The 24,388-nt window shown below is 67.0% G+C and carries 29 protein-coding genes and 1 pseudogene; 23 read left to right on the top strand and 7 right to left on the bottom strand.

What is annotated here, in order from left to right; all coding sequences use genetic code 11:
* Window positions 1-67 precede the first annotated feature (67 nt).
* Window positions 68-1,435, bottom strand: coding sequence for an adenosylmethionine--8-amino-7-oxononanoate transaminase (gene bioA / locus OY559_RS15395; RefSeq protein ID WP_277727082.1), 1,368 nt, complete (start codon window positions 1,433-1,435; stop codon window positions 68-70).
* 101 nt (window positions 1,436-1,536) lie between these two features.
* On the opposite strand from bioA, the gene nudE reads away from it, so the two are divergent.
* From nudE to OY559_RS15370, 5 genes are all read left to right on the top strand, one after another.
* Window positions 1,537-2,085: an ADP compounds hydrolase NudE gene (nudE, locus tag OY559_RS15390; RefSeq protein WP_142125793.1), complete on the top strand. Its 549-nt coding sequence runs from the start codon at window positions 1,537-1,539 to the stop codon at window positions 2,083-2,085.
* Complete coding sequence (gene cysQ, locus OY559_RS15385) at window positions 2,082-2,918, top strand: 3'(2'),5'-bisphosphate nucleotidase CysQ (RefSeq protein WP_277727081.1); 837 nt, start codon at window positions 2,082-2,084, stop codon at window positions 2,916-2,918. Before nudE ends, cysQ begins: the two co-directional genes overlap by 4 nt.
* The gene (gene mazG / locus OY559_RS15380) at window positions 2,902-3,735 is read left to right on the top strand and encodes a nucleoside triphosphate pyrophosphohydrolase (protein WP_277730024.1); all 834 of its coding nucleotides are present in this window, start codon (window positions 2,902-2,904) and stop codon (window positions 3,733-3,735) included. Before cysQ ends, mazG begins: the two co-directional genes overlap by 17 nt.
* A 61-nt stretch (window positions 3,736-3,796) precedes the next feature.
* The gene (locus OY559_RS15375; RefSeq protein WP_277727080.1) at window positions 3,797-4,120 is read left to right on the top strand and encodes a YnfA family protein; all 324 of its coding nucleotides are present in this window, start codon (window positions 3,797-3,799) and stop codon (window positions 4,118-4,120) included.
* 16 nt (window positions 4,121-4,136) lie between these two features.
* Complete coding sequence (locus tag OY559_RS15370) at window positions 4,137-4,439, top strand: Mpo1-like protein (protein WP_192310220.1); 303 nt, start codon at window positions 4,137-4,139, stop codon at window positions 4,437-4,439.
* 92 nt (window positions 4,440-4,531) lie between these two features.
* Here OY559_RS15370 and OY559_RS15365 read toward each other — a convergent pair whose 3' ends face one another.
* On the bottom strand, window positions 4,532-4,870 hold the full coding sequence (locus OY559_RS15365; protein ID WP_142125799.1) for a DMT family protein: 339 nt from the start codon (window positions 4,868-4,870) through the stop codon (window positions 4,532-4,534).
* 128 nt (window positions 4,871-4,998) lie between these two features.
* On the opposite strand from OY559_RS15365, the gene OY559_RS15360 reads away from it, so the two are divergent.
* The 10 genes from OY559_RS15360 (at window position 4,999) to OY559_RS15315 (ending at window position 14,763) form a co-directional block, all read left to right on the top strand.
* The gene (locus OY559_RS15360) at window positions 4,999-5,700 is read left to right on the top strand and encodes a response regulator transcription factor (RefSeq protein ID WP_055940490.1); all 702 of its coding nucleotides are present in this window, start codon (window positions 4,999-5,001) and stop codon (window positions 5,698-5,700) included.
* Between the two features lie 53 nt (window positions 5,701-5,753).
* Entirely contained in the window at window positions 5,754-7,025 is a 1,272-nt protein-coding gene (locus OY559_RS15355; protein WP_277727079.1) for a sensor histidine kinase, read from the top strand.
* Between the two features lie 96 nt (window positions 7,026-7,121).
* Entirely contained in the window at window positions 7,122-8,657 is a 1,536-nt protein-coding gene (locus tag OY559_RS15350; protein ID WP_277727078.1) for an efflux RND transporter periplasmic adaptor subunit, read from the top strand.
* 2 nt (window positions 8,658-8,659) lie between these two features.
* Window positions 8,660-9,385 carry an ABC transporter ATP-binding protein gene (locus OY559_RS15345; RefSeq protein WP_277727077.1) on the top strand — a complete coding sequence of 242 codons (726 nt, stop codon included), beginning with the start codon at window positions 8,660-8,662 and terminating at the stop codon, window positions 9,383-9,385.
* Window positions 9,382-10,623 carry an ABC transporter permease gene (locus OY559_RS15340; RefSeq protein WP_277727076.1) on the top strand — a complete coding sequence of 414 codons (1,242 nt, stop codon included), beginning with the start codon at window positions 9,382-9,384 and terminating at the stop codon, window positions 10,621-10,623. Before OY559_RS15345 ends, OY559_RS15340 begins: the two co-directional genes overlap by 4 nt.
* Window positions 10,624-10,697: 74 nt before the next feature.
* Window positions 10,698-11,654 (top strand): isoaspartyl peptidase/L-asparaginase family protein, encoded by a 957-nt coding sequence (locus OY559_RS15335; protein ID WP_277727075.1) that lies wholly within the window; start codon window positions 10,698-10,700, stop codon window positions 11,652-11,654.
* Window positions 11,655-12,371 (top strand): RNA polymerase sigma factor, encoded by a 717-nt coding sequence (locus OY559_RS15330; protein ID WP_277727074.1) that lies wholly within the window; start codon window positions 11,655-11,657, stop codon window positions 12,369-12,371.
* Window positions 12,350-12,727 carry a VOC family protein gene (locus OY559_RS15325; protein ID WP_277727073.1) on the top strand — a complete coding sequence of 126 codons (378 nt, stop codon included), beginning with the start codon at window positions 12,350-12,352 and terminating at the stop codon, window positions 12,725-12,727. The genes OY559_RS15330 and OY559_RS15325 overlap by 22 nt, the downstream gene beginning before the upstream one ends.
* Complete coding sequence (locus OY559_RS15320; protein WP_277727072.1) at window positions 12,728-13,240, top strand: hypothetical protein; 513 nt, start codon at window positions 12,728-12,730, stop codon at window positions 13,238-13,240. It begins immediately after the preceding gene.
* Between the two features lie 149 nt (window positions 13,241-13,389).
* Window positions 13,390-14,763 (top strand): S8 family peptidase, encoded by a 1,374-nt coding sequence (locus OY559_RS15315; RefSeq protein WP_277727071.1) that lies wholly within the window; start codon window positions 13,390-13,392, stop codon window positions 14,761-14,763.
* A 62-nt stretch (window positions 14,764-14,825) separates the two neighbouring features.
* Here OY559_RS15315 and OY559_RS15310 read toward each other — a convergent pair whose 3' ends face one another.
* A complete protein-coding gene (locus OY559_RS15310; protein ID WP_277727070.1) occupies window positions 14,826-15,560 on the bottom strand; it encodes an SGNH/GDSL hydrolase family protein in 735 nt (244 codons plus the stop codon).
* 213 nt (window positions 15,561-15,773) lie between these two features.
* Between OY559_RS15310 and OY559_RS15305 the strand changes: the two genes are divergently transcribed.
* The 8 genes and pseudogenes from OY559_RS15305 to OY559_RS15270 all read left to right on the top strand — a co-directional run bounded on the left by OY559_RS15305 (window position 15,774) and on the right by OY559_RS15270 (window position 21,407).
* Window positions 15,774-16,154 carry a diacylglycerol kinase gene (locus OY559_RS15305; RefSeq protein WP_192201937.1) on the top strand — a complete coding sequence of 127 codons (381 nt, stop codon included), beginning with the start codon at window positions 15,774-15,776 and terminating at the stop codon, window positions 16,152-16,154.
* A 29-nt stretch (window positions 16,155-16,183) separates the two neighbouring features.
* Entirely contained in the window at window positions 16,184-16,918 is a 735-nt protein-coding gene (locus tag OY559_RS15300) for a TerC family protein (RefSeq protein WP_142125807.1), read from the top strand.
* Window positions 16,919-17,080: 162 nt separating this feature from the next.
* On the top strand, window positions 17,081-17,719 hold the full coding sequence (locus tag OY559_RS15295) for a LemA family protein (protein WP_277727069.1): 639 nt from the start codon (window positions 17,081-17,083) through the stop codon (window positions 17,717-17,719).
* Between the two features lie 19 nt (window positions 17,720-17,738).
* Window positions 17,739-18,620 (top strand): annotated as a pseudogene (locus OY559_RS15290) (TPM domain-containing protein).
* A complete protein-coding gene (locus OY559_RS15285) occupies window positions 18,620-19,111 on the top strand; it encodes a TPM domain-containing protein (RefSeq protein WP_277727068.1) in 492 nt (163 codons plus the stop codon). The pseudogene OY559_RS15290 and the gene OY559_RS15285 overlap by 1 nt, the downstream one beginning before the upstream one ends.
* An 87-nt stretch (window positions 19,112-19,198) precedes the next feature.
* Window positions 19,199-20,089, top strand: a complete 891-nt coding sequence (lgt, locus tag OY559_RS15280) for a prolipoprotein diacylglyceryl transferase (protein WP_277727067.1) — start codon at window positions 19,199-19,201, stop codon at window positions 20,087-20,089.
* 22 nt (window positions 20,090-20,111) lie between these two features.
* Window positions 20,112-20,906: a thymidylate synthase gene (locus OY559_RS15275; RefSeq protein ID WP_277727066.1), complete on the top strand. Its 795-nt coding sequence runs from the start codon at window positions 20,112-20,114 to the stop codon at window positions 20,904-20,906.
* Between the two features lie 6 nt (window positions 20,907-20,912).
* The gene (locus tag OY559_RS15270; RefSeq protein WP_277727065.1) at window positions 20,913-21,407 is read left to right on the top strand and encodes a dihydrofolate reductase; all 495 of its coding nucleotides are present in this window, start codon (window positions 20,913-20,915) and stop codon (window positions 21,405-21,407) included.
* Window positions 21,408-21,605: 198 nt separating this feature from the next.
* On the opposite strand, the gene OY559_RS15265 is transcribed toward OY559_RS15270, so the two are convergent.
* The 4 genes from OY559_RS15265 to rsmA all read right to left on the bottom strand — a co-directional run bounded on the left by OY559_RS15265 (window position 21,606) and on the right by rsmA (window position 24,358).
* A complete protein-coding gene (locus tag OY559_RS15265; RefSeq protein WP_277730023.1) occupies window positions 21,606-22,184 on the bottom strand; it encodes a DUF1287 domain-containing protein in 579 nt (192 codons plus the stop codon).
* Between the two features lie 89 nt (window positions 22,185-22,273).
* On the bottom strand, window positions 22,274-23,128 hold the full coding sequence (locus OY559_RS15260) for a symmetrical bis(5'-nucleosyl)-tetraphosphatase (protein ID WP_277727064.1): 855 nt from the start codon (window positions 23,126-23,128) through the stop codon (window positions 22,274-22,276).
* Window positions 23,129-23,138: 10 nt separating this feature from the next.
* Window positions 23,139-23,519 (bottom strand): Co2+/Mg2+ efflux facilitator ApaG/CorD, encoded by a 381-nt coding sequence (apaG, locus tag OY559_RS15255; RefSeq protein WP_277727063.1) that lies wholly within the window; start codon window positions 23,517-23,519, stop codon window positions 23,139-23,141.
* Window positions 23,520-23,569: 50 nt separating this feature from the next.
* Entirely contained in the window at window positions 23,570-24,358 is a 789-nt protein-coding gene (rsmA, locus tag OY559_RS15250; RefSeq protein WP_277727061.1) for a 16S rRNA (adenine(1518)-N(6)/adenine(1519)-N(6))-dimethyltransferase RsmA, read from the bottom strand.
* Window positions 24,359-24,388: the final 30 nt, after the last annotated feature.

The following is a 24,388-nucleotide window of genomic DNA, read 5'->3' as shown; positions in this document are numbered from 1 at the left end:
TCGGTTCTTCCGCAACCACAGGCGGCGCTGAAGCCCCTCGGGCGGGAATCGCTCTGGTCGTGGCACGTCATGCCGTCGCCTCGTCGATCGCCGCGCGGGTGACATCGGCCAACATCTGCAGCTGTTCCTCATCCACGCAGTACGGCGGCATCCAGTACAGCACGTCGCCGAGCGGGCGCAGCACCACGCCGCGGGCCAAAGCCGCGCGGTACGCCTTCAGGCCGATGCGGGCGCTGGACGGGAAGGGCGTGGCCTTGTCGCCGTCCTGGGTCAGTTCGAAGGCCAGCATCATGCCGGCCTGGCGCAGGTCCGCCACGTGGCGGTGCCTGGCCAGCGGCTCGGCCAGCGTCGCCATTGCGCGGGCCGTAGCGCGATTGCGCGCCAGCACGTCGTCGGCACGGAAGATGTCCAGCGAGGCCAATGCCGCCGCGCATGCCAGCGGGTTGCCGGTGTAGCTGTGCGAATGCAGGAAGGCGCGTTCGCGCGCGTCATCGAGGAAACCGTCGTAGATCGTCTCCGTCGCCAGGACGGCGGCCAGCGGGAGGAAGCCACCCGTCAACCCCTTCGACAGGCACAGCAGGTCGGGCATCACGCCGCTCTGCTCGCTGGCGAACAGCGTGCCGGTGCGACCGAAACCCACCGCGATCTCGTCGGCGATCAGGAACGCGCCGCTGGCGTCGCAGAGTTCGCGCACGCGCACCAGGTAGTCCGGATGGTGCATCCGCATGCCGCCTGCGCACTGCACGCGCGGCTCCACGATCACCGCGCAGACTTCGCCCGCGTGCTGGTCCAGCAGGGCCGCCAGTGCGTCCGCAGCGCGCGTTGCGCAGTCGGCCGGCGATTCGCCGGGCCGCGCGAGGTAGGCATCGGGCGAGGGGGCGAACAGCGCTTCGGTCAGCAGGGGCGCATAGACGCGCCGGTACAGCGGGATATCGCCCACCGCCAACGCTCCCAGCGTCTCGCCGTGGTAGCCATTCTCCAGCGCGATGAACTTGGTACGGCGGTGTTCGCCCCGGTTGTGGAACCAGTGGAACGCCATCTTCAACGCCACTTCAACGCCGGCAGAGCCGTTGTCGGCGTAGAACACCTTCGATAGCGGCGTGCGTCCCTGTTGGCGTGGTGCGACCGCAAGCAGGCGTTCGGCCAGTTCCACGGCCGGTGCATGGGTGAAGCCGGCCAGCATCACCTGTTCCAGGGCCATGGCCTGGGTGGCGATGGCGGCGCCGATGCGCGGTTCCGCGTGGCCGAACAGGTTGGTCCACCAACTGCTGACCGCGTCCAGGTAATGCCTGCCATCGTGTCCGATGAGCCATGCACCATCACCGCGCGCGATGGGTACCAGCGGCAAGGTGTGCGGGTGCTCACGCATCTGGGTACAGGGATGCCACACCACCGACAGATCGCGGGCACGCCAGTCGTCCGCCTCTGTTAGCATTCCAGCTTGATGATCCGTTTGTCGCATCCCCGCATGATATCGGCCCCCACCCCCTTCCGTCGCCACGCCCTGCGTGCCGGGCGTGGACGCCGCGCCGCCGCATGAGCCGACTTCCCACCATCCACGGCATCACCCAGCGTGCAGACGGGCCGGACCGGCATGTCGAGGAACTGGATCTGGAGTTCAGCAACGGCGAACGCCGTCGTTACCACCGGCTCCGTGCGCAGGGTCATGGCGCGGTGGTCGTGGTGCCGATGCAGGACGAGGACACCGTGCTCCTGGTGCGCGAATACGCCGCCGGCATGCACCGTTACGAACTGGGCCTGGTAAAGGGCCGGATCGACGCGGGCGAAACGCCGGAGCAGGCGGCCGACCGTGAACTGAAGGAAGAAGCCGGCTTCGGTGCGCGCCGTATCGACGTGCTGCGCGCCCTGACCCTGGCACCTACTTACATGAGTCACCAGTCCTGGCTGGTGGTGGCAAGAGATCTGTACCCCGAGCGCCTGCCGGGGGATGAACCCGAGGAGTTGGAAGTAGTGCCCTGGAAGTTGCAAGACCTCGACCAGTTGATGCTGCGCGAGGATTTTTCGGAAGGTCGTTCGCTGGCGGCTCTGTTCATCGCCCGCGAATGGTTGAAAGAGCGGACATGAGTCGCATGACCGCCGACCTGCACGAAGCCGTCATCGTCATCGCCCGCGAAGCGGGCCAGGCCATCATGGCCGTGTACGAGGATGCCTTCGATGTGCAGCGCAAGAGTGACGACAGCCCGCTCACCGCCGCCGACATGGCCGCACACCAGGTCATCGCCGACGGCCTGCGCCGGCTGACCCCGCAATGGCCGGTGCTGTCGGAAGAAGCCTCCGACATTCCGTGGGCCGAGCGCAGTCAGTGGCCCACTTACTGGCTGGTGGACCCGCTGGACGGCACGCGCGAGTTCATCAAGCGCAATGGCGAGTTCACGGTGAACATCGCGCTGATCGAACAGAACGAGCCCATCTTCGGCGTGGTCCATGCGCCGGTGACCGGCGAGACCTGGCACGCGCGCCAGGGCCGCAACGCGTACCGACGCGTCGGCGAAGTGGACGCGCAGATCCGCACACGTGCGCCTGCCAGGGGCACGCTGAAGGTGGCGGCCAGCCGCTCGCACCGCGACGCGCGCACGCAGGCTTTCCTGGACGGCATGGGCGGGATCGAGGAAGTGTCGCTGGGCTCCTCGCTCAAGTTCTGCCGCATCGCCGAGGGCACGCTGGACGTCTATCCGCGCTTCGGCCCCACCAGCGAGTGGGACACCGCCGCCGCGCAATGCGTGCTGGAAGCCGCGGGTGGCGCGCTGCTCGCACCGGATGGACGTGCCTTCCGCTACAACCGCCGCGAGACCCTGCTCAACGGCGATTTCGTGGCGCTGGGCGACATGACGCTGCCGTGGCGCGACTGGCTGGCACGGGCGCAGGACGGCGACCATGGACATGCCCGCAGCGCCTGATGGCGATATCGCGCGCCTGCTGGGCATCATGGCCCGGCTGCGCAATCCCGAGGGCGGTTGCCCGTGGGACCTGGAGCAGGACTTCGCCTCGATCGCACCGTACACGATCGAAGAAGCGTACGAAGTCGCCGACGCGATCGACCGCAATGACCTGCCGGCGCTGAAGGACGAACTCGGCGACCTGCTGCTGCAGGTCGTCTTCCACGCACGGATGGCGGAAGAGCAGGGCGCGTTCGCGTTCGGGGACGTGGTCGATGCCATCTGCGACAAGATGGTGCGGCGGCATCCGCATGTCTTCAGCGCTTCGACGGCCCCGGGACAGGTTGCCTCGTTCGCCGATGCGGAAGCGCAGACCGTCAACTGGGAGGCGATCAAGGCCGCCGAGCGCAAGGCGGCCGGCGAGGAAGACAGCTCTGCGCTGGCCGGCGTCTCGCGTGGCCTGCCCGAATGGCAGCGCGCGGTGAAGCTGCAGGCGCGCGCGGCGCGGGTGGGCTTCGACTGGCCGGATACCGCGCCGGTGATCGACAAGCTGCACGAGGAGATCGATGAGGTGCGCGTCGAACTCGCTGCTGATCCCTCGCCCGAGCGCGACGCACGGCTGGAGGACGAGATCGGCGACCTGCTGTTCGTCGCCGCAAATCTTGCGCGTCACGCCAAGGTGGACGTGGGTGGTGCGCTGCGCCGGGCCAACCTGAAGTTCGAGCGGCGCTTCCGTGCGATGGAGGCGTTGGCGGCCGAAGACGAGACCACGATGTCCGCACTGACGCTGGAGCAGCAGGAAGCGCTGTGGGTGCGGGTCAAGCTGCAGGGCGCGTAGGAGGGGCTTCAGCCCCGACCACGCAAGGCATCGGGGCTGAAGCCCCTCCTACAGGGATCCCATGAAGATCTTGATGCTCTTCCTGCTGACCGCACTGGCCGAGATCGTCGGCTGCTACCTGCCGTACCTGTGGCTGCGCAAAGGCGGCAGCGCCTGGCTGCTGCTGCCGGCCGCCGTCAGCCTGGCGCTGTTCGCCTGGCTGCTGACCCTGCACCCCACGGCCTCCGGTCGTGTCTATGCGGCTTATGGCGGCGTCTACGTCACCGTCGCCGTGTTCTGGCTTTGGGCGGTGGACGCAGTAAAGCCCACCCGCTGGGACCTGCTCGGCGCCGGCTTGTGCCTGGCCGGCATGGCGGTGATCATGTTCTCGCCACGCGCCGCCTGACCCTGTGGGAGGGGACATGAGCCGCTTCGCCAGCTTCCGCGAGTTCTATCCGTTCTATCTCAACGAACACAGCAACCGCACCTCGCGGCGGCTGCATTTCATCGGCAGCTGCGGCGTGCTTGCCCTGCTCGTGTTGGCCATCGTCGAGCGCAACGCCTGGTGGCTGCTCGCCGCACTGTTCTGCGGCTACGGCTTCGCCTGGGTCGGCCACTTCTTCTTCGAGAAAAACCGGCCCGCGACCTTCAAGCATCCGTTCTATTCCTTCGCCGGCGACTGGGTGATGTTCAAGGACATCCTCACCGGCAAGATCCGGTTCTGAGCCCTTTTCTCCTGTAGGAGCGCCCCATGGGCGCGATGCTCTTCTTACGGTCTTGCAAAAAGCATCGCGCCCATGGGGCGCTCCTACAGGGCTCACTCGTAGAACATCAGGAACGCCGCGCCCACGATCAGGGCGAAGGCCGCGTAGTGGTTCCATTTCAGCGGCTGGCCCAGGTACCAGGTGCTGAAGCCCGCGAAGACCAGCAGGGTCAGGATCTCCTGGATCGTCTTCAGCTGCACCACCGAGTAGACCGCACTGCCCATCCGGTTGGCCGGCACCATCAGCGTGTACTCGAAGAACGCGATGCCCCAGCTGGCCAGGATCGCGACGAACAGCGGCGAGGACTTGTACTTCAGGTGCCCGTACCAGGCGAAGGTCATGAAGACATTCGAGGCCAGTAGCAGGAACAGGGGCAGGACGCGTTCGATCATGGCAGGGCCGTTGGGGAGGGGTGGCGAAGCGTAATCCCAACTGTGGGCTGAATGAAGCCGCGGCCTTCACATGATGTCCACCGGGAGGCCGGTAGCTTCACAAACCTGAAGCCTCTGAAGGAGTTGTCATGCGACACAGTCAGGAAACCGCAGGTCTGGTGCTGGTGGTGGAAGACAACCGGAACATCTCGGAGATGATCGGCGAGTATCTCGAAGGCCGGGGTTTCGAGGTCGATTACGCCACCGATGGCCTGGACGGTTACCGACTGGCGGTGGAGAACAGCTACGACGTGCTGGTCCTGGACCTGATGCTGCCACGCCTGGACGGGATGGAAGTCTGCAAGCGCCTGCGCACCGAGGCCCGCAAATCCACGCCGGTGCTGATGCTCACCGCGCGCGATACCCTGGACGACAAGCTGACCGGCCTGAGTTCCGGTGCCGATGACTATCTCACCAAGCCTTTCGCCATCCAGGAACTGGAGGCCCGGCTCCGCGCACTGATCCGGCGCGAGCGCCGCCAGGTGGGTGCCGAAGTGCTGAAGGTCGCGGATCTGGTGCTGGACCCGGTCAGCATGCGCGCCACCCGCGGCGGCACCGAGCTGATGCTGTCGCCGATCGGCCTGCGCCTGCTCACCATCCTGATGCGTGAATCGCCACGCGTGGTGACCCGGCAGGAGATCGAACGCGAGATCTGGGGCAACGGCCTGCCGGATTCGGACACGCTCCGCAGCCATCTGTACAACCTGCGCAAAGTGATCGACAAGCCGTTCGACAAGCCGCTGCTGCATACGGTGCAGAGCGCGGGCTACCGTATCGCGGACATCGGCTGACCCGACCGCCGGGCGCACGCGTCATAATCCCGTCCTCGCCCGACGACACGCCGATGCGCCACGGCCTGCCCCGAAAACTCAGGATCGCCTTCATCCTGCAGGCCGTGATGGTCAGCCTGGCCATCGTGCTGGGCGTGTACCTGATCTCCGCGGTGATCAAGCACAGCCTGATGAATACCGCGCTGCAGGAAGAGGCGACGCACTTCTGGGAGCTGTACAGCGCCAGCACCGCGCAACCTCCGCCCAACACCCACAACCTGCGCGGCTACCTGGTAGTGAAGGGGCACTCCAACCTCGTGCTGCCGGAGAACCTGCGCAACCTCGCGCCCGGGTTCCACGAGCTGAAGCAGGACGACCAGCTGGTGCTGGTGGACGAGGAGCCCGCCGGTCGCCTCTACCTGGTGTTCCTGCGCTCCCAGGCCGAACGGCTGGCGTTCTACTTCGGCACCGTGCCGATCATCATGACGCTGGTGGCGATCTACCTGGTGTCCTGGCTGACGTATCGCGCCTCCAAGCGGCTGGTCTCGCCGGTCAGCTGGCTCGCGCGGCAGGTGGCGGAATGGGATCCGCGCCGTCCTGACGTCAGCGTGCTGGCCCCTGACCGGCTTCCCAATGACGTGCAGGGCGAGGCACGGCAGCTGGCTTCCGCCTTGCACGGGCTGGCGCAGCGCGTAAGTGCGCACGTGGCCCGCGAGCGCGACTTCACCCGCGACGCCAGTCATGAATTGCGAACGCCGTTGACCGTGATCCGCGTGGCCACCGACATGGGCATGGCCGAAGACGCGCCGCCGCGCGTCGTGCGCGCGCTGCAGCGCATCCAGCGTGCGGGCCGCGACATGGAGGCGGTGATCGACGCGTTCCTGATCCTGGCCCGTGAGGCCGAGGTCGAACCGCAGAGCGAGGACTTCGACGTTGCCGATATCGTCATGGACGAGGCCGAGAATGCCCGCGCCCTGTTGTTGAACAAGCCGGTGGACCTGGAGGTCACCCTGCACGCACGGCCGAGGCTTCATGCGCCACCGAGGGTGTTCCAGGTGGTGGTGAGCAACCTGCTGCGGAATGCGTGCGCGTACACCGACCGGGGCCGCATAGACGTCGTGCTGGAGCCGGACCGGGTGATCGTGCGCGACACCGGCATCGGCATGTCGGCCGAATCGATGACGCGGGTGTTCGAACCGTTCTACCGCGCAGACCCCACGCGTCCGCATGGCAGCGGCCTGGGCCTGTCCATCGTCAGCCGGCTGTGCGACCGCTTCGGATGGAAGATCGAACTGGACAGCGAGCCGGGTCACGGAACCACCGCGACGATCCGCTTCGTTCCGTAATCCATACCGGGGCTGACCGGCGACGCGGACTGTCAACCACGTCGCCTCCCAGGCGTTCCCTTGCACGACTCCCCACCTTCCGAGCCGACTCACTGCATGAGCCAGCCTGCACGCACCTCTCCCCGCAAGAAATCCCTGCTGCCCAACCTCCTGCTCGGCGTCGCCGTCGTCGCCATCCTGGGCGCGGGGGGCTGGTACTGGACCTCGCGCGAGGCCGACGGCGCCGAGAGCGCCTATCGCACCGCCACGGTCGAGCGCGGCGACATCCGCGTGGCCATCTCGGCCACCGGCACGCTCAGCGCCATCTCCACCGTGACCGTGGGCAGCCAGATTTCCGGCCAGGTCACTGACGTGCTGGTCGATTACAACAGCGAAGTGAAGAAGGGCGAGGTGCTGGCCCGCATCGACCCCAGCACCTACGAAGCGCAGATCGAACAGGGCAACGCGCAGATCGCCAACGCGCAGGCCAGCCTGAGGCAGGCGCAGGCAACGCTGGCGAACGCCGAGCTCGACTACGCCCGCAAGGCCGACCTGGGCAAGCAGAAGCTGGTCGCGCAGAGCGATGTCGACCTGGCGCGCGCCTCGCGCGACCAGGCGCGCGCCCAGGTCAACGCGGCGCAGGCGCAGATCCGCCAGCAGACCGCGTCCACCCAGACCACGCGGGTCAACCTGGACCGTACCGTCATCCGCTCGCCGGTGGATGGCGTGGTGCTGACCCGCACCATCGAGCCCGGCCAGACCGTGGCCGCCAGCCTGCAGGCGCCGGAGCTGTTCACCATCGCCGAGGATCTGTCGAAGATGAAGATCGAGCTGGCCGTCGACGAAGCCGACATCGGCCAGGTCAAGGTCGGGCAGGCGGTGTCGTTCACGGTGGATGCGTTCGCCGACCGCCAGTTCCGCGGCGAGGTACAGCAGGTGCGTTTGTCGGCGACCACCACCAGCAACGTGGTGACGTACCCGGTGGTGGTCAGCGTGGACAACAGCGACGGCACGCTGCTGCCGGGCCTGACCGTCAACGCCGAGATCGAAGTCAGCAAGCGCGACAACATCCTGAAGATCTCCAACGCCGCCCTGCGCTACAAGCCGACCGGTGAACAGTCGGGCGCGGCGTCGCCCGCGCAGGCGGCACCGCAGGGCGCACAGAATCGCGGTGGCGGCGTCAGCGACGACCTGGTACGGGTGGCCGGCACCCTGCAGCTGAAGCCGGAACAGCAAGCCGCCTTCGATACGGCGCTTGCCGCGCTGCGCGAACGCCAGGCCGCCCGCATGGCGCAGGCGCAACAGCGCGGGGCCAGCATGTTCGGCGGACCGGGTGGCGGGCAACGGTCCGGTGGCAACGCCGGAGGGGGTTCGGGCGCGCTGCAGGCGCAGATGCGCCAGCGCATGGCCGACCGCATGCAGCAGGATTTCGCCCCCTTCCGGGCCACGCTGGACGACCGGCAGAAGCAGCGCTGGGATGGCGAGCTGCGCACGCTGCTCGGTGCCAAGCGCGCGCCCCTGTACGCACTGGTCGACGGCAAGCCCGAGATGGTGCAGGTGCGCGTGGGAGCCAGCGATGGCACCAGCACCGAAGTCTCCGGGCCGGTGAAGGAAGGCGACGTGATGGTCGTGGGCGAGCGCGCGAAGGAATGAGCATGCCCTCAGCGAATGCCGGCGACCGCGTGCCGGTCATCCAGACGCACGCGCTGGGCAAGGTCTACTCCGCCGGCACCGAGGCGGAAGTGGTCGCGCTGCGCGGCGTGGACATGCGTGTGGACCGGGGCGATTTCGTCGCGATCATGGGCCCGTCCGGTTCGGGCAAGTCGACGCTGATGAACCTGATCGGCTGTCTGGACACGCCCAGCGATGGTGCCTATTTCTGCGACGGCATCGACGTGGCCACGCTGGATGCCGAACAACTGGCCGTCCTGCGCCGCGAGAAGATCGGCTTCGTATTCCAGGGCTTCCACTTGCTGCCGCGCATGACCGCGCTCGAGAACGTGGCCATGCCGCTGGGCTACGCGCAGGTGCCACCGGGCGAGCGCGCCGAGCGTGCGCGGCAGGCGCTGGCTGCGGTCGGCTTGGCCGAACGCGCGGGCCATCGCCCGAACGAACTTTCCGGCGGCCAGCAGCAGCGCGTCGCCATCGCGCGCGCGCTGATCAACCAGCCCCCGATCCTGCTGGCCGATGAGCCCACCGGCGCGCTGGACAGCAAGACCGGCGAGGAAATCCTCGCCCTGTTCAAGCGTCTGCGCGATGACGGCCATACGGTCATCCTGATCACCCACGACGCCGAAGTCGCCGCGCATGCCGACCGCATTCTGGTGATGCGCGACGGTGAGCTGCACGAGGATATCGAGCACGCCGGAGGCCATCCATGAAATTCTCCGACATCCTGCGCACCGCGCTGCATGCGTTGCGCGGCAACTGGATGCGCAGCGCGCTGACCTCGCTCGGCGTGATCATCGGCATCGCCGCCGTCATCGTGATGGTGTCGGTGGGGCAGGGCACGCAGGCGGAAATCGACAAGCTGGTCTCCGGCCTCGGTTCCCAGCGCTTGGACATCAGCCCGGGTGCCGGCCGGGGCCCCGGCGGCGGTGGCGTGCGCATGAGTTCCAGCAGCTTCTACACCCTCAAGGAGGGCGACGTGGAGGCGATCCGCAACGAGATCCCGGAAGTGCAGTACGTGGCCGGCGCGTTGCGCGGCAACACGCAGATCGTGTTCGCCGAGAACAACGCGTCGACCAGCTGGCAGGGCGTGCAGGCCGACTTTTTCGACATCAACGGCTGGGTCATCGCCAATGGCGAGGGCTTCGATGCGCAGGATTATTCCAGCGCCGCCAAGGTCGTCATCCTCGGCGAGACGGTGCGGCGCACGCTGTTCGGCGAGGACAGCGGCGTCGGCCAGACCGTGCGTCTCGGGCGGGTGCCGTTCACCGTGGTGGGCACGCTGGCGCCGAAGGGGCAGGGTGGCTTCGGCCAGGACCAGGATGACGTGATGATGGTGCCGCTGGAAACCGCGCGGCGCCGACTGCTGGGCTCGATGGGCCTGCCGCCGGGCGCGGTGATGCAGGTGGCATTGACCGTGGCCGATGCCAAGGATCTCGGCTACGTGCAGGGCGAAGTGGAGGCGCTGCTGCGACAGCGGCACAAGATCGATCCGGGCGAAGAGGACGACTTCAACGTCCGCAACATTTCGGAGATCGTCGCCACCCGCACCGCGACCACCAAACTGATGTCGTTGCTGCTGGGCGCGGTGGCCACCATTTCGCTGATCGTGGGCGGCATCGGCATCATGAACATCATGCTGGTCTCGGTGACCGAACGCATCCGCGAGATCGGCCTGCGGATGGCCGTGGGCGCGGGCCCGGGCGACGTGCGCCGACAGTTCCTCGCCGAGGCCATGCTGCTGTCGCTGGGCGGCGGTGTGCTGGGCATCGTCATCGGTGTGGTCGGTGCGCTGCTGGTGGGTCGATTCAGCGAACTGCCGGTGGCGTTGAACGGGCAGGTGATCGGGCTCGCCGCGGGCTTTTCGATCGCCACCGGCCTGTTCTTCGGTTACTACCCGGCGCGCAAGGCCTCCCAGCTCGATCCCATCGAAGCGTTGCGCTCGCAGTAGCCCCCGATGCGGCTGGTGCGGTGCGACGGCGGGAGTATGCTGGAGCCCCGTCGTGCCCACCGGTGCCTGCCGCCATGAGCCCGCATTCCGTCCGCCGGCCGCTTGCCCTGGCCATCCATGGAGGCGCCGGCGTCATCGAACGGGACAGCCACGGTGTCGAGCTGGAAACGGCGATCCATGCCGAGCTTGCACGTGCGCTCGATGTCGGCCATGCGATCCTCGCGACCGGCGGCAGCGCCCTGGATGCGGTGGAAGCGGCGGTGACCGTCCTCGAGGATTCCCCGTACTTCAACGCCGGGCGTGGCGCGGTATTCACCGCCGACGGCAGGCATGAACTGGATGCTTCCATCATGGATGGCCGCCACCGCCGTGCTGGCGCGGTTGCCGGCGTCATGACCGTGCGCCACCCGGTGCGTCTCGCGCGGCGCGTGCTGGAGGATTCACCGCACGTGTTCCTGATCGGTGATGGTGCAGAGCAGTTCGCCGACACCCAGCCCGGCATCGATCGGGTGCCGAACGGCTGGTTCTCGACCGAGGCGCGGCGCGTGCAGTTGCGTGATGCGCAGCAACGCGAGCAGCGGGCATGGCATGGCAACGACGATCTGCGCGGCCGGTACTTCGGCACCGTCGGCGCCGTGGCGCTGGACAGCCGCGGCCACGTGGCGGCCGCGACCTCGACCGGCGGCATGACCAACAAGCGCTGGGGTCGCGTGGGCGATTCGCCGGTGATCGGTGCAGGCACCTGGGCGGATGCGCGCTGCGCGGTGTCGTGCAGCGGCTGGGGCGAGTTCTACATCCGCAATGCGGCGGCGCACGACATCGCCGCGCGCGTGGCCTACCGCGGTGATCGCCTGCGCGACGCCGTGGAGGACGTGATCCTCGGCGAAGTGCCGCAGCATGGCGGCGATGGCGGCGCCATCGCGGTGGATTGCGACGGCAATGTCGCGCTGGTCCTCAACACGCGCGGCATGTATCGCGGCTGGGTGCTGCCGGACGGTACGCGCGGTACCGCCATCTACCAGGACGCCTGAATGCCTGCTCCACCGGGGAAGGACGCCGCTGCGTTGACGCTCGCCGATCACCGCGCCCTCCGTGCGCAGGCCCTGCGCCTGTGCCGTCGTGCGCACGAAGCGGATGACCTGGTGCAGGAAACGCTGCTGGCCGGCCTGCTCGCCGGACGCCACGATCTGCCCTGGCTGTCGGGCGTATTGCGGCGCCAGGCAGCAATGGCGGCACGTGCGGGTGTCCGGCGCCGACGGCGCGAGGTCCTGGCCGGCACGGCGATGGATGACGCCGCCGAGCCGGCCGCCGCCCGGGACACATGGGTTCCAGCGCAACCCCCGGCGTGGCTGGCGACGCTGCCGCCGTCGGCGCGCCGGCTGGCGGTGCTCGCGTTGCACGGACTGTCGGCGGACGAGATCCGCTGGATCCTGCGCATCGAACCCACCGCATTCCGCCAGCGCCTGACCCGCATCCGCAAGGCGCTTTCCGCGCAATCCCCATCGTTGCGCGCGGAGAGCATCGCCCTGGCCTATCTGCGCGACCCCTCGCGCAGCGCGGACCTGCCATTCGGCCTGGTCCGGCGTGCGCTGAAGGCCGCCATGCGTGCAGGCGAGGGCCTGGGCACGCACGATCCGGACGGGCACCTGGTCCTGATCGATGCCGGTGCTCACACATGGCCTTCCCGCGGCAACCTGCAGACGGGAATCACACAGGAGGACAGCCCATGCTCACGCACTGCAAGGTAGGCGCCATCGTGTTCTTTGTTTCCGACCTCGCACGGTCGGTGGATTTCTATCGCGGCACGCTGGGCCTGCCGATCGACGCACTGGACGGTCACGATGGTCCGTGGGCGATGGGGGACGTCGGCGAACTGACCCTGGTCTTCATCCCGCGCCCCGCACGGGCGGGCGAATCGCCGGTCGTCGTCTTCAGCCTCGACGGCGGCATCGACGACCACGCGGAGGCGCTGGCCGCGAAAGGCGTGGAGATCGTCGTGCCGGTCAGCGAATCGCCCGATGGTGGACTGTCGCTGGATTTCCTCGATCCGGACGGCAATGTGCTGAGCCTGCACCAGCCGCCCGGTGCGGCCAGGAGAGCGTGAATGATGCTTGCGCGCATCGTGCTGGCGATGATCTCCAGTGTCGGCATCGTCGATGCGGCGCACAGCACGACCGTGTGGGATCGGTTGGCCGGACATTGGCAGGGAACCGGTGACGTCAGCGGCATGCAGGCGACGCTGGCCCTGAGCTTCGCACCCGTGCTGGAAGGGAAGGCGTACCGCCTTTCCTTCAGCAACCGCATGCGCGCTGCCGATGGCAGGGAGTGGCCGTTCGCGGCGGAAGCGACCTATCTCTGTCACGTCGACACGTCATGTCGTGGCCACTGGTACGACACGCGCGGCATGATCCTGCCGCTGGCCGCGACAGCGCAGGCCGATGCGCTTGCCGTCGAATGGGGCGACGCCACCACCGAGCGTGGCCGCACCACCTACCGGCTGGACGCCGACACCCTGCATGTCACCGATGAGGTGCTGGACAAGGAGGGGCAGTGGAAGGTGTTCGGGCGATCCCGGTTGCAGAGATCCAAGGAGGCTACGGGCGAAGATGCCAGGTAAACGGTGTCATGCGACAGTCATCGTGTCGCTCGCATGGCACATAAAAAATGTGAGCTGAAAACCCATATCTAGAACGAAAATTACAAGTTAGATTCGACCCACTGCGCTGTCCTGCGCGGCAATCACAACACTCGGAGTCGGATCGGCTTATGAAGAAGAATCGCATGGCGATGTGGGTGGGTTTGGTACTCGTGACGATGGGCGCGGCGCAGGCCGCCAACGCGGGTGGCAGGCCGGATCTGGTGATCAAGGGATTGAAGGCAGGCCAGCCCCACGTCAGTGGCGAACTGCTGGTGAAGTACCGCGATGGCGCGGCGTCGGCCGATCGCGACGCGGTGGTGCAGGGCCTGGGCGCGCAGAAGCTGGAAACCGTGCGCCGCGGCAACGGCCGCAACGGCGAAATCGCACTGCTCAAGCTGCCGGGCAACGTGGATCTGTCGGCGGCCGTGCAGGTACTCAGCGCCGATCCTGCCGTCGAATACGCCGAGCCGAACTGGACCTACCAGCACAACGCGGTTTCCAACGACACGTATTCCACCAACGGTTCGCTGTGGGGCATGTACGGTGATGCGGGCACGCCCGCAAACGCGTACGGCTCGCAGGCCTCCGAAGCATGGGCTGCCGGCCACACCAGTTGCGGCAATGTCGTCGTCGGCGTGATCGACGAAGGCATCTACTTCAACCACGAAGACCTGGCGGCCAACATCTGGGCCAATCCGTACGACCCGGTCGATGGCGTGGACAACGACGGCAACGGCTACGTCGATGACGTGCGCGGCTGGGACTTCGATGGCAACAGCAACAACATCAATTCCGGCGGCGCCAACGACGACCATGGCACGCACGTGGCGGGCACCATCGCCGGCGTCGGCGGCAACGGCAAGGGCGTGGCGGGCGTGTGCTGGAGCGGCGTCAAGCTGATCAGCGGCAAGTTCCTCGGCCGCCGCGGCGGCAGCACGGCCAATGCGGTCAAGGCGCTGGACTACTTCACCGACCTCAAGACGCGCCATGGCCTGAACCTGGTGGCGACCAACAACTCGTGGGGCGGTGGCGGCTACTCGCAGGCGCTGAGCGATGCCATCGACCGCGCCAGCCAGGCCGAGATCCTCACGGTCGTCGCGGCCGGCAACGACAGCGTCAATTGCGAAGGCAACACGTCGGGTGCGTGCTATCCGGCGGCCTATCCCAATGCCGGCATCCTGTCGGTGGCGGCGATCCGCTCCACGGGCGCACTGGTCTACAACTACGGCGTCACGACCGTGGACCTGGGCGCGCCCGGCTATGGCATCTGGTCGACGGTGCCCAAGGCATCCAAGGGCAACGTGGTGTCCGGCTACGCCAGCTACAACGGCACCTCGATGGCGACGCCGCACGTGACCGGCGCTGCGGCCCTGTACGCGTCGACCCGCCCGGGCGTGACGGCTGCACAGGTCAAGGCCGCCATCCTCAACGCCACCGTGCCGACGCCGTCGCTGCAGGGCAAGACGGTCACCGGCGGACGACTCAACGTCAGCGGCTTCTGACGCAACGCGAGCATGAACGAAGAAGCCCGGCATCGCCGGGCTTCTTTTTTTCTCGGCCTTGCCTACTTCACGTAAGGCGCGATCACCCGCTGCCAGATGTCGTAGCCGGCAGCATTCATGTGCAGGCGGTCGTCGATGAACAAGGCCTCGTCGGGCTGGCCCTTGGCATCCAGCATCGGCGTGAAGATGTCGATGTAGTCCACGCCGAGCCGCTTTGCTTCAGCCTGCACCAGCGCGTTGGCCTCGCGCTGCACCGGCAACAGGTGCGCACGCGATGGGCTGGGCTTGGTGCTGATGTAGGCGATCTTCGTCTTCGGCAGATCGCGACGCACGCGCTCGACGAAGGCGATGAAGTCCACGCGCAGTTGCTGCGGCGTGCGGCCGGCGTTGATGTCGTTGTCGCCTGCGTAGATCACGACCTGCCGAGGTGCATACGGCACGATGGTGCGGTCCGCGTACCAGGTGCTGTCGCGCAGTTCGGATCCGCCGAAGCCGCGGTTGATCACCGGCACGCCGGGGAAGTCCTGCGCCAGCGTGTCCCACAGGCGGATCGACGAGCTGCCGGTGAACACCACGCCGCCGCGCGGTGGCGGCGATTGCGCGTCTTCGGCCGCGAACCGCTGCATGTCGGTTTCCCAGGCGGCGTTCGACACCTGCTCCGGGATGCGCGGGGCGGTCGTTGCGGTGGCGTTCGTGGCCACGTCGGGCGTCGTGGGCGGGCTGCCGGCACAGGCGGCCAGCAGGGCCAGCAATGCGCTGGCGAACACGGCGGGGCGAACGGGGTTCAGGAAAGACACAGGGGAGGGCTCCTTCGGTTCAGGCAGGCCCCAGTGGACCAGCCGAGGGCAGCCGATGCAAACCGCGGCGGGGCGGTCCGGGGGTGCCTTGTGGCAAAATTGCGCAGTTGGCGCGGCGTCCGCGCCGGTTCCACCCGATCCGACCTCCCGCTGGCCCAGGCCCCGCCTGCCCGGCCAGGGACGATGCGGGGCCTCCTTCGCACCGACCTGCCCATGGCTGACGAAACCGGACACCTTCCCCGCGGCCCTGGCCGCATCCTCAAAGCCACCGTGTGGTCCTTCCAGGGACTGCGTGCGGCGTGGATGCATGAATCCTCCTTCCGGCTGGAGGTGTACCTGCTCGTCGTGCTCGCGCCGCTGGCGCTGTGGCTGGGCGGAACCGGTCTGGAGCGCGCGCTGATGATCGGCAGCTGCCTGCTGGTGCTGGCCGCCGAACTGCTGAACTCCGCCGTGGAAGCCGTGATCGAACGCTACGGTCCCGAGCACCACGAACTCGCCGGCCGCGCGAAGGACATGGGGTCGGCGGCGGTCTTCGTGCTGATGATGAACGTGCTGCTGTGCTGGGGACTGATCCTCGCGCCGCGCTACCTGTGAAATCCTGATATGAACAAGGTGTTTACCCGATGATGGAATTGCTTACCGATCCGCAGGTGTGGATCACGCTGATCACGCTGAGTGCGATCGAAATCGTGCTGGGCATCGACAACCTGGTCTTCATCTCCATCGCGGTCAGCAAGCTGCCGCCGCATCAGCGCGAAGTCGCGCGCAAGTTCGGCATCGCGGTGGCGTGCATCACCCGCATCCTGCTGCTGTTGACGCTGGCCTGGCTGGCCGGCCTGACCGCCGACCTGTTCACGCTGTTCGGGCAAGGCATCTCGGTGCGCGACCTGGTGCTGATCCTGGGTGGTGTGTTCTTGCTGGTGAAGGGCACCAAGGAAATCCTGGAACTGGTGAAGGGCGAACCCGATTCGGAAGACGTGCACACGCGCCCGGCCGTGTCGTTCGCCGGCGTGATCGCGCAGATCGCGGTGATCGACATCGTGTTCTCGCTGGACTCGGTGATCGCTGCGGTCGGCATGGCCAACCACACCCCGGTGATGGTGGCGGCGATCCTGCTGGCGGTGGCGGTGATGCTGCTGGCGGCCAAGCCGCTGGGACAGTTCATCGACAACAACCCGACCATCAAGATGCTGGCGCTGGCTTTCATCGTGGCTGTCGGTGCCTACCTGCTGCTGGACGGTTTCGAGATGCATATCCCGAAGGGCTACCTCTACGGCGCGATGGGCTTCTCGGCGGTGGTCGAGTGCCTCAACCTGTGGGCGAAGAAGCGGGCTGGCCGGCGCATGCTGCGCGAGTGAGCCTTGCATCCACCGCGTACCGCAAAGGGCTCCTCCGGGAGCCCTTTGCTTTTCACGTGAGGCTAACAAGTCGACGTGCCACGCACTGTGACGTGGCGGATGCTTGCGTGGTCATGGGCAAGGTGCTGCAATCGCCGCGTCTGTCCAAAGGAGTGTCGTGCCATGCAGGTTTCGCGTCTGTGGTTGCTCGTCGTGTTGACCGTGCTGCTGTCCGGCTGCGGTTACAACACCATCCAGCAGAAGGACGAAGCCGTGAAGGCAGGCTGGTCCGAGGTGCTCAACCAGTACAGGCGTCGTGCCGACCTCATTCCCAACCTGGTCAAGACCGTGCAGGGCTATGCGCAACAGGAGCGCCAGGTGCTGACCGACGTGACCAACGCGCGCGCCCGCGTGGGCCAGATCCAGGTCAATGCCGACGATGCCGCCTCGCTGCAGCAGTTCCAGCAGGCGCAGGGTGAACTGTCTGGCGCACTGTCGCGGCTGCTGGTCGTCACCGAGAACTACCCGAACCTGAAATCCGACCAGTCCTTCCGCGATCTGCAGGCGCAGCTGGAAGGCACCGAGAACCGCATCACCGTGGCACGCGGGCGTTATATACAGACGGTGCAGGACTACAACACCTACATCCGCCAGTTCCCGCAGGTGATCACCGCCAAGGTCACCGGTGCGAAGGAAAAGCCGAACTTCACCGTCGAGAACGAAGCCGCGATCTCGGAAGCGCCCGCCGTCGACTTCGGTACGCCGGCCCCGGTGACGCCGCAGGCGCCGACACCGCCGCCTCCGCCGCCGCCCGGCAACTGATCGGCGTCCCGGCGCTTCCATGCTGCGTGCGCTGGCGCTCTGCCTGCTGCTGATTGCAGCGCCCATCTGGGCGCAGTCGCTGGCGGCGATTCCCGCGTTCGATTCGCCGGTGGTCGATACCACCGGTACGCTGGATGCCGCGCAGAAGCAGCAACTGGAAGCGCAGGCATTGGCGTTGCGGCAGCGCAAGGGCAGCCAGCTGCAGGTGTTGATGGTGCCCAGCACGCAGCCCGAAACCATCGAACAGTACGCGGTGCGCGTGTTCGAACAATGGAAGCTGGGCCGCAAGGGCGTGGATGACGGCGTACTGCTGCTGGTGGCCAAGGACGACCGCCGCGTTCGGATCGAAACAGGCTACGGACTGGAGGGTGCGATTCCCGACGCCATCGCCAATCGCGTGATCCAGGAATACCTGGCGCCGAAGTTCCGTGCGGGTGACTACGCGGGCGGCATCACCGATGCGACTGCGACGCTGGTGAAGCTCATCGACGGCGAAGCGTTGCCCGAACCGGTCAGCACGCATCGCGTTTCCGGAGAGCGCGGCAAGGGTAGCGACCTGCTGTTTGCCGCATTCGCCGCCTTCATCGTGGCCACCATCGTGCGCGGCATGTTCAGCCGCGCGCCGTCCGGTATCCGCGGATTGTTCACTGGCGGTGCGGCCGGTGGAGTTGCGCTGCTGCTGTCGTCACTGCTTGCCGTCGGCGGTATCGCCGCCGTGCTGGGACTGCTCTACGGCCTGATGTCGGTGTCGACCCGCGGCGGATATGCCCGGCACCGGGACTGGGGCGGCTGGGGTGGAGGAGGCGGTGGCTTTGGCGGGGAGGCGGCGGCTTCGGCGGAGGCGGCTGGGGTGGTGGCGGTGGCATGTCGGGGGGGCGGTGGCGCCTCGGGGAGTTGGTGATGCGCGTTCTCCGCCATCTGTTCGCCCGTTCGGCGCGCCGGCTGTTCCCGGAATCGACCCTGCACCACATCACCGACGCCATTGCCGAAGGCGAACGCAGGCACCGCGGCGAAGTGATGTTCGCGGTGGAGTCGGACCTGCCATTGGGTGCGGTACTTTCCGGGGTGGATCCGCGCGAGCGCGCGCACGAGGTGTTCGTGCGGCTGCGCACCTGGGACACGGAAGCCAACAACGGCGTGCTCATCTACCTGCTGCTGGCCGACCACCGCATCGAGATCATCGCCGACCGCGGCTTGAACGGCCTCGTCAGCGACGCGGCATGGCGCGAGGTCTGCCATCTGATCGAAGTGGGCATGGTGGACAACAGGGCGGAACAGGCCGTCATCGACGGCATCCGCGCGGTTTCGGACCTGTTGGCGCTGCATTTTCCGCAGTTCGACGGTCATCCGGACGAGGACGAACTGCCCAACCGGCCGCACGTGCTGGATTGATCCGCCGATCCCGGATCAGTCCGGGATCAGCCACGCGCGGGCAGGGTGGGGCAAAATAGCCCATCTCCACCGGCCAAGCCGAGGCGCATGATCTACCTTCACCAGATCGATCCGATCATCCTTTCGCTGGGGCCGCTGAAGCTGCACTGGTACGGCCTGATGTACCTGCTGGCGTTCGTCACGGCCTGGTGGCTGGGACGCATGCGCGCATCGCAGGGGCGATTGCCCGGCGTGGATGCCAACGCGTTCTCCGACCTGATGTTCTACGGCATGCTGGGCGTGGTGCTCGGGGGCCGTATCGGCTATGTGCTGTTCTATGGCTTCGGCACCTTCCTCGAAAATCCCCTGTCGATCTTCAAGGTCTGGGAAGGCGGCATGAGCTTCCACGGCGGCCTGCTGGGCGTGATGGCCGCCGCATGGTGGTGGTCGCGCAAACATCGCCTGCATTTTTTCGACACGATGGATTTCGTTGCGCCGGTGGTCGCTCCCGGGCTTGGCTTTGGCCGTCTGGGCAACTTCATCGGCGCCGAGCTGTGGGGCAAGCCGACCGGTGCCGACTGGGGCGTCATCTTCCCGACCGATCCCGCGCTGCGCGGGCTGGATGCGGCGCAGTTGCAGGCCCAGTATGCGGCGGGCGCGCTGGATCAGTTCGCGCGCCATCCTTCGCAGCTCTACCAGGCGTTTCTCGAGGGGCTGGTGATGTTCGTGGTGCTGTGGGCGGTATCGCGCAAGCCGCGGCCGCGCTACACCATCTCCGGCCTGTTCGCCCTGATGTACGGCGTGTTCCGTTTCGTGGTGGAGTTCGTGCGCGTGCCTGATGCGGACATCGGCTACCTGGCCTTTGGTTGGCTGACGATGGGCCAGGTGCTGAGCCTGCCGCTGGTGGCACTGGGCCTGTTCCTGCTCGCGTTGTCGCGTCGCGCCCCCACCCTGCAGCCTGTCGCGCCCACCCCGGCCGCCGGCAAACAGACCACATGACGCCATTCGCCGGAGGCAGATGATGAAGCAGTACCTCGACCTGCTGCGCCACGTGCTGGAGCAGGGCACCGAAAAATCCGACCGCACCGGCACCGGCACGCGCAGCGTGTTCGGCTGGCAGATGCGCTTCGACCTCAACGAAGGCTTCCCGCTGGTCACGACGAAGAAGCTGCACCTGCGCTCGATCGTGCACGAACTGCTGTGGTTCCTGAAAGGCGAAACCAACATCGCCTATCTCAAGGACAACAAGGTCAGCATCTGGGACGAATGGGCCGATGCCGACGGCGAACTCGGCCCGGTCTACGGCAAGCAGTGGCGGCGCTGGGCCACGGCCGACGGCGGCGAGATCGACCAGATCAAATGGGTCGTCGACGAGATCAAGCGCAACCCGGACTCGCGCCGACTGATCGTGTCGGCTTGGAACGTGGCCGACCTGCCGAAGATGGCGCTGATGCCCTGCCACACGATGTTCCAGTTCTACGTGGTGGAGGGAAAGCTCAGCTGCCAGCTTTACCAGCGCAGCGGCGACATCTTCCTGGGCGTGCCGTTCAACATCGCCAGCTATGCGCTGCTGACGCACATGGTGGCGCAGGCCTGCGGGCTGGGTGTCGGCGACTTCGTGCACACCCTGGGCGACGCGCACCTGTACTCGAACCATTACGACCAGGCGCGCGAGCAGTTGGCGCGCGAGCCGCGCGCGCTGCCCAAGCTGCACCTCAATCCCGACGTCACGGACCTGTTCGCCTTCACCTACGAAGACATCGAGATCCACGGCTACGACCCGCATCCTGCGATCAGGGCGCCGGTGGCGGTCTAGGTTTCCGTGCGCATCTCGCTGATAGTGGCGCTTGATCGCCATCGCGCCATCGGCCGTGACAACGATCTGCCGTGGCGACTGCCGGATGATCTGAAACGCTTCAAGGCGCTGACGCTGGGCAAGCCGGTGTTGATGGGACGCAAGACGGCCGAATCCCTGGGCCGTGCGTTGCCGGGCCGGCTCAACCTGGTACTGACGCGCCGTGGCCACGTGCCGTTCGAAGGCATGCGGGGGGTGGCCTCGGTGGATGAGGCGATCCGGATCGCGGCGGAGCAGGGGAGTGAAGAACTGTGCGTGATCGGCGGCGGCGAGATTTACGCGCTGGCACTTGGCCGTGCGGACGTGCTGCAGGTGACCGAGGTCGATACCGTGGTCGAGGACGCGCATGCCTTCTTCCCCGAGTTCGATGCCGCGCAGTGGCATGAGATCGCGCGCGAACGGCATCCCGTGGACGCGAAGCACGCGTTGGCCTTTGACTTCGTCGAGTACCGGCGCACCTGAAAGCAGGCGGTACGCCTTCATCCCTGCTCCGTCATTCCGGCGAAAGCCGGAATCCATTGATTGTCAGCTGACGCACATCTGACCGCAGGATCAGGATGGATTCCGGCTTTCGCCGGAATGACGGGCGGAGTCCACCACTGCCGTCTTTGGGCGGGTCCGCAGTGAGCGGACGGCCTGCGGCATCGAGCGGGTCCTGCGCTAGGGAAGCGCGCCCGGCGTACGCGCTTCCGGTTGCCGGTAGTGTCCGATGATGGCGTGGCGGAACAGGATGTCGTCTTCCTGCGTGCCGGCGTTGATGTTGTGCAGGATCAATGGCGTGCCGTCGTGGCTGCGGCGGTCGGAGACGATGCCGATGTGCAGCAGGCCATTGCTCGTCAGTGTCCACGCGACGATGTCACCAGGCGCGAAGTCGTCGGCGCTTCGGCCGGTGGGCTGGCTCCATCCGTGCCGCTCGAACCAGCGCATCTGGTTGGGCACACGGCGGTGGTCGATGCTGCGGTCGGGTTGGCTGAGGTCCCATCGGTTCGGATAAAGATCGAAGTGGGAGAGCATGTCCTCATGGATCATCTGCTGCAGGTCGAGCCCCTGAATCCGCAATGCGCGGATCACGACGTCCGTGCACACGCCACGGTCGGCCGGCACGTCCCCGCCGGGATACGACAGTCCGAAGTAGGTGGGATCGTAGGTGCGGACTACACCGATCTGCGCACGTGCCGCCGCGACCAGAGGAGGCGATGTGGGCGGCTGGGCAACCTGTGTCGAAGCCTCCGCCGGCATGGGCTTGGAGGCGGACGGGGCGCCGTCGCGGCAGGCGCACAAGAGGGCGGGCAACAGACACAGCGTCAGGAGCCGCGCCAGCCGCATGCTCAGTCCTTCGGCAGTTCGCCCTTGGGCGGTGGCGGCACGTCGCGGCCGGGTACCTGCACGAGCCGGATATCGTCCGTATCCAGCTGCAACGCGGTGAGCTTGCCGCCCCACACCGCACCGGTGTCGATTGCATGCACGCCGTGCCCGATCATCAGCCCCAGCGTGGACCAGTGGCCACAGACGATCTTCAGGTCGCGCTCGGCGCGGCCCGGCACTTCGTACCAGGGATACAGGCCCTGGGCCTGCCGGCCCGGCGCACCCTTCTCCTCGATCGCCATGCGGCCGCGCGGCGTGCAGTAGCGCATGCGGGTGAGCACGTTGATGATGGCGCGCGAACGGTCATGGCCGGCAAGGTGCGGTGCCCAGTTCGGCTTGTCGCCGTACATGTTGCGGAACAGCTTGCGGTAGGCGTTGCCGTGCAGCTGCTGCTCGACCTCGCGCGCATGCTTCTCGGCCAGCGTGGTGGTCCACTTCGGCGCCAGGCCGGCGTGCACCATCATCCAGCCCAGGTCGCGGTCCACGTGCACCAGCTTCTGCAGGCGCAACCAGTCCAGCAGCATGCGCGCATCGTCTGCCAGCACCACGCGTTGCAGATCGGGATTGACCTTGCGCTGCTCGTCCGGCGAACGCTCGCCGATCGCAAGCAGGGACAGGTCATGGTTGCCCAGCACGACGACGCTGTGCTCGCGCAGCGAATGCACCAGCCGCAGCGTTTCCAACGACTGTCCACCGCGGTTGACCAGGTCGCCGCAGAACCACAGCCGGTCCTGCGCGGGATCGAAGCGGATCTTCTCGAGCAGTCGCTGCGTGGCGTCGTAGCAGCCCTGGAGGTCGCCGATGGCCCAGACCGTCATCGCGGCGGGCTCAGTGCAGCGTCCGCGGAACGGACAGGGTGAACGTGGCGATGGGGGCGTCGAAGCGGGTGCCGTCGTCGGCCAGCATGTCGTAGCTGCCTTGCATGGTGCCAAGCGCGGTTTCCAGGATGGCACCGGATGTGTAGCGGAAATCTTCGCCCGGTCTCAACCAGGGTTGTTCGCCAACGACGCCTTCGCCTTCCACTTCCTCCACCTTGCCGTTGGCATCGGTGATGACCCAGTGGCGGCGCAGCAGCTGCGCGGGCACGCGGCCGCGGTTGTGGATGCGGATGGTGTACGCGAACACGTAACGCCCGTCCTCGGGCGCGGACTGGTCGTCCAGGAAGCGCGTGGCGACATCGACGTCGATGGCGTAGTCGGGGGAATCCATGCGGGCAGTGTATTCAAACCCGGGTGAAAGCGGAAACCATCCGCCCCGTCTCAGGCAGCGGTCACCAGATTCGCCAGCCGGATGAAGTCTTCCACCGCGACCTGCTCGGCACGCGCATCCGGACGCACGCCGGCGGCTTCGATCTGCTCGCTGGTGCAGACATCCGACAACGCATTGCGCAGTGTCTTGCGGCGCTGGCCGAAGGCGGCGCGCACGACATGCTCGAAGCGCTTCGGGTCGCGGATGCCGATGCTCGCGGGATCGCGCGGGACCAGGCGGGCGACGGCGGAATCCACTTTCGGCGGCGGACGGAAGGCGCCCGGCGGCACCACGAACAGTGCATCCACCCTGCAGTACGCCTGCAGCATCACGCTGAGGCGGCCGTAGACCTTGCTGCCCGGCTCGGCAGCCATGCGGTCGACCACCTCCTTCTGCAGCATGAAGACCATGTCGGTGATCGCCGCCGCATGTTCGATGGCGTGGAACAGGATCGGGGAGGACAGGTTGTAGGGCAGGTTGCCGACCAGGCGCAGCTTGTCTTCGCCGGCCAGCTTGCCGAAGTCCACCGACAGCACGTCCTTGTGGATGATGGTGAGCCGCCCGATGCCTTCCGATGCTTCCATCAATGGCGTGATCAGATCGCGGTCGAACTCGATGGCGGTCAGCTCGCCATGCTTCTTCAGAAGCGGGAAGGTGATCGCGCCCTGGCCCGGGCCGATCTCCACCAGGCGGTCGCCGGGTTGCGGATTCACTGCCCTCACGATCTTGTCGATGTAGCTGCCGTCGGTCAGGAAGTGCTGGCCGAGGGACTTCTTGGGGGGAGCCTTGAAATGCGACATGGGCGGATTATGCGGGAACGCTCGCGTACT

Origin of the sequence: Pseudoxanthomonas sp. SE1 (assembly GCF_029542205.1) — a bacterium.
GTDB lineage: Bacteria > Pseudomonadota > Gammaproteobacteria > Xanthomonadales > Xanthomonadaceae > Pseudoxanthomonas_A.
Note: the sequence above shows the minus strand (reverse complement) of the source record. Positions and strands in the feature narration are given on the sequence as shown.

Coding starts and splice junctions, on each gene's coding strand:
- OY559_RS15370 (WP_192310220.1), top strand. CDS start 4,137: ATGAGCCGCTTCGCCAGCTTCCGCGAGTTCTATCCGTTCTATCTCAAC.
- mazG (WP_277730024.1), top strand. CDS start 2,902: ATGCCCGCAGCGCCTGATGGCGATATCGCGCGCCTGCTGGGCATCATG.
- OY559_RS15350 (WP_277727078.1), top strand. CDS start 7,122: ATGAGCCAGCCTGCACGCACCTCTCCCCGCAAGAAATCCCTGCTGCCC.
- OY559_RS15330 (WP_277727074.1), top strand. CDS start 11,655: ATGCCTGCTCCACCGGGGAAGGACGCCGCTGCGTTGACGCTCGCCGAT.
- OY559_RS15360 (WP_055940490.1), top strand. CDS start 4,999: ATGCGACACAGTCAGGAAACCGCAGGTCTGGTGCTGGTGGTGGAAGAC.
- OY559_RS15325 (WP_277727073.1), top strand. CDS start 12,350: ATGCTCACGCACTGCAAGGTAGGCGCCATCGTGTTCTTTGTTTCCGAC.
- bioA (WP_277727082.1), bottom strand. CDS start 1,435: ATGCTAACAGAGGCGGACGACTGGCGTGCCCGCGATCTGTCGGTGGTG.
- cysQ (WP_277727081.1), top strand. CDS start 2,082: ATGAGTCGCATGACCGCCGACCTGCACGAAGCCGTCATCGTCATCGCC.
- OY559_RS15300 (WP_142125807.1), top strand. CDS start 16,184: ATGATGGAATTGCTTACCGATCCGCAGGTGTGGATCACGCTGATCACG.
- OY559_RS15265 (WP_277730023.1), bottom strand. CDS start 22,184: ATGCCGGCGGAGGCTTCGACACAGGTTGCCCAGCCGCCCACATCGCCT.
- OY559_RS15275 (WP_277727066.1), top strand. CDS start 20,112: ATGAAGCAGTACCTCGACCTGCTGCGCCACGTGCTGGAGCAGGGCACC.
- OY559_RS15340 (WP_277727076.1), top strand. CDS start 9,382: ATGAAATTCTCCGACATCCTGCGCACCGCGCTGCATGCGTTGCGCGGC.
- apaG (WP_277727063.1), bottom strand. CDS start 23,519: ATGGATTCCCCCGACTACGCCATCGACGTCGATGTCGCCACGCGCTTC.
- OY559_RS15335 (WP_277727075.1), top strand. CDS start 10,698: ATGAGCCCGCATTCCGTCCGCCGGCCGCTTGCCCTGGCCATCCATGGA.
- OY559_RS15320 (WP_277727072.1), top strand. CDS start 12,728: ATGATGCTTGCGCGCATCGTGCTGGCGATGATCTCCAGTGTCGGCATC.
- rsmA (WP_277727061.1), bottom strand. CDS start 24,358: ATGTCGCATTTCAAGGCTCCCCCCAAGAAGTCCCTCGGCCAGCACTTC.
- OY559_RS15305 (WP_192201937.1), top strand. CDS start 15,774: ATGGCTGACGAAACCGGACACCTTCCCCGCGGCCCTGGCCGCATCCTC.
- OY559_RS15365 (WP_142125799.1), bottom strand. CDS start 4,870: ATGATCGAACGCGTCCTGCCCCTGTTCCTGCTACTGGCCTCGAATGTC.
- OY559_RS15375 (WP_277727080.1), top strand. CDS start 3,797: ATGAAGATCTTGATGCTCTTCCTGCTGACCGCACTGGCCGAGATCGTC.
- nudE (WP_142125793.1), top strand. CDS start 1,537: ATGAGCCGACTTCCCACCATCCACGGCATCACCCAGCGTGCAGACGGG.
- lgt (WP_277727067.1), top strand. CDS start 19,199: ATGATCTACCTTCACCAGATCGATCCGATCATCCTTTCGCTGGGGCCG.
- OY559_RS15315 (WP_277727071.1), top strand. CDS start 13,390: ATGAAGAAGAATCGCATGGCGATGTGGGTGGGTTTGGTACTCGTGACG.
- OY559_RS15345 (WP_277727077.1), top strand. CDS start 8,660: ATGCCCTCAGCGAATGCCGGCGACCGCGTGCCGGTCATCCAGACGCAC.
- OY559_RS15295 (WP_277727069.1), top strand. CDS start 17,081: ATGCAGGTTTCGCGTCTGTGGTTGCTCGTCGTGTTGACCGTGCTGCTG.
- OY559_RS15285 (WP_277727068.1), top strand. CDS start 18,620: ATGCGCGTTCTCCGCCATCTGTTCGCCCGTTCGGCGCGCCGGCTGTTC.
- OY559_RS15260 (WP_277727064.1), bottom strand. CDS start 23,128: ATGACGGTCTGGGCCATCGGCGACCTCCAGGGCTGCTACGACGCCACG.
- OY559_RS15355 (WP_277727079.1), top strand. CDS start 5,754: ATGCGCCACGGCCTGCCCCGAAAACTCAGGATCGCCTTCATCCTGCAG.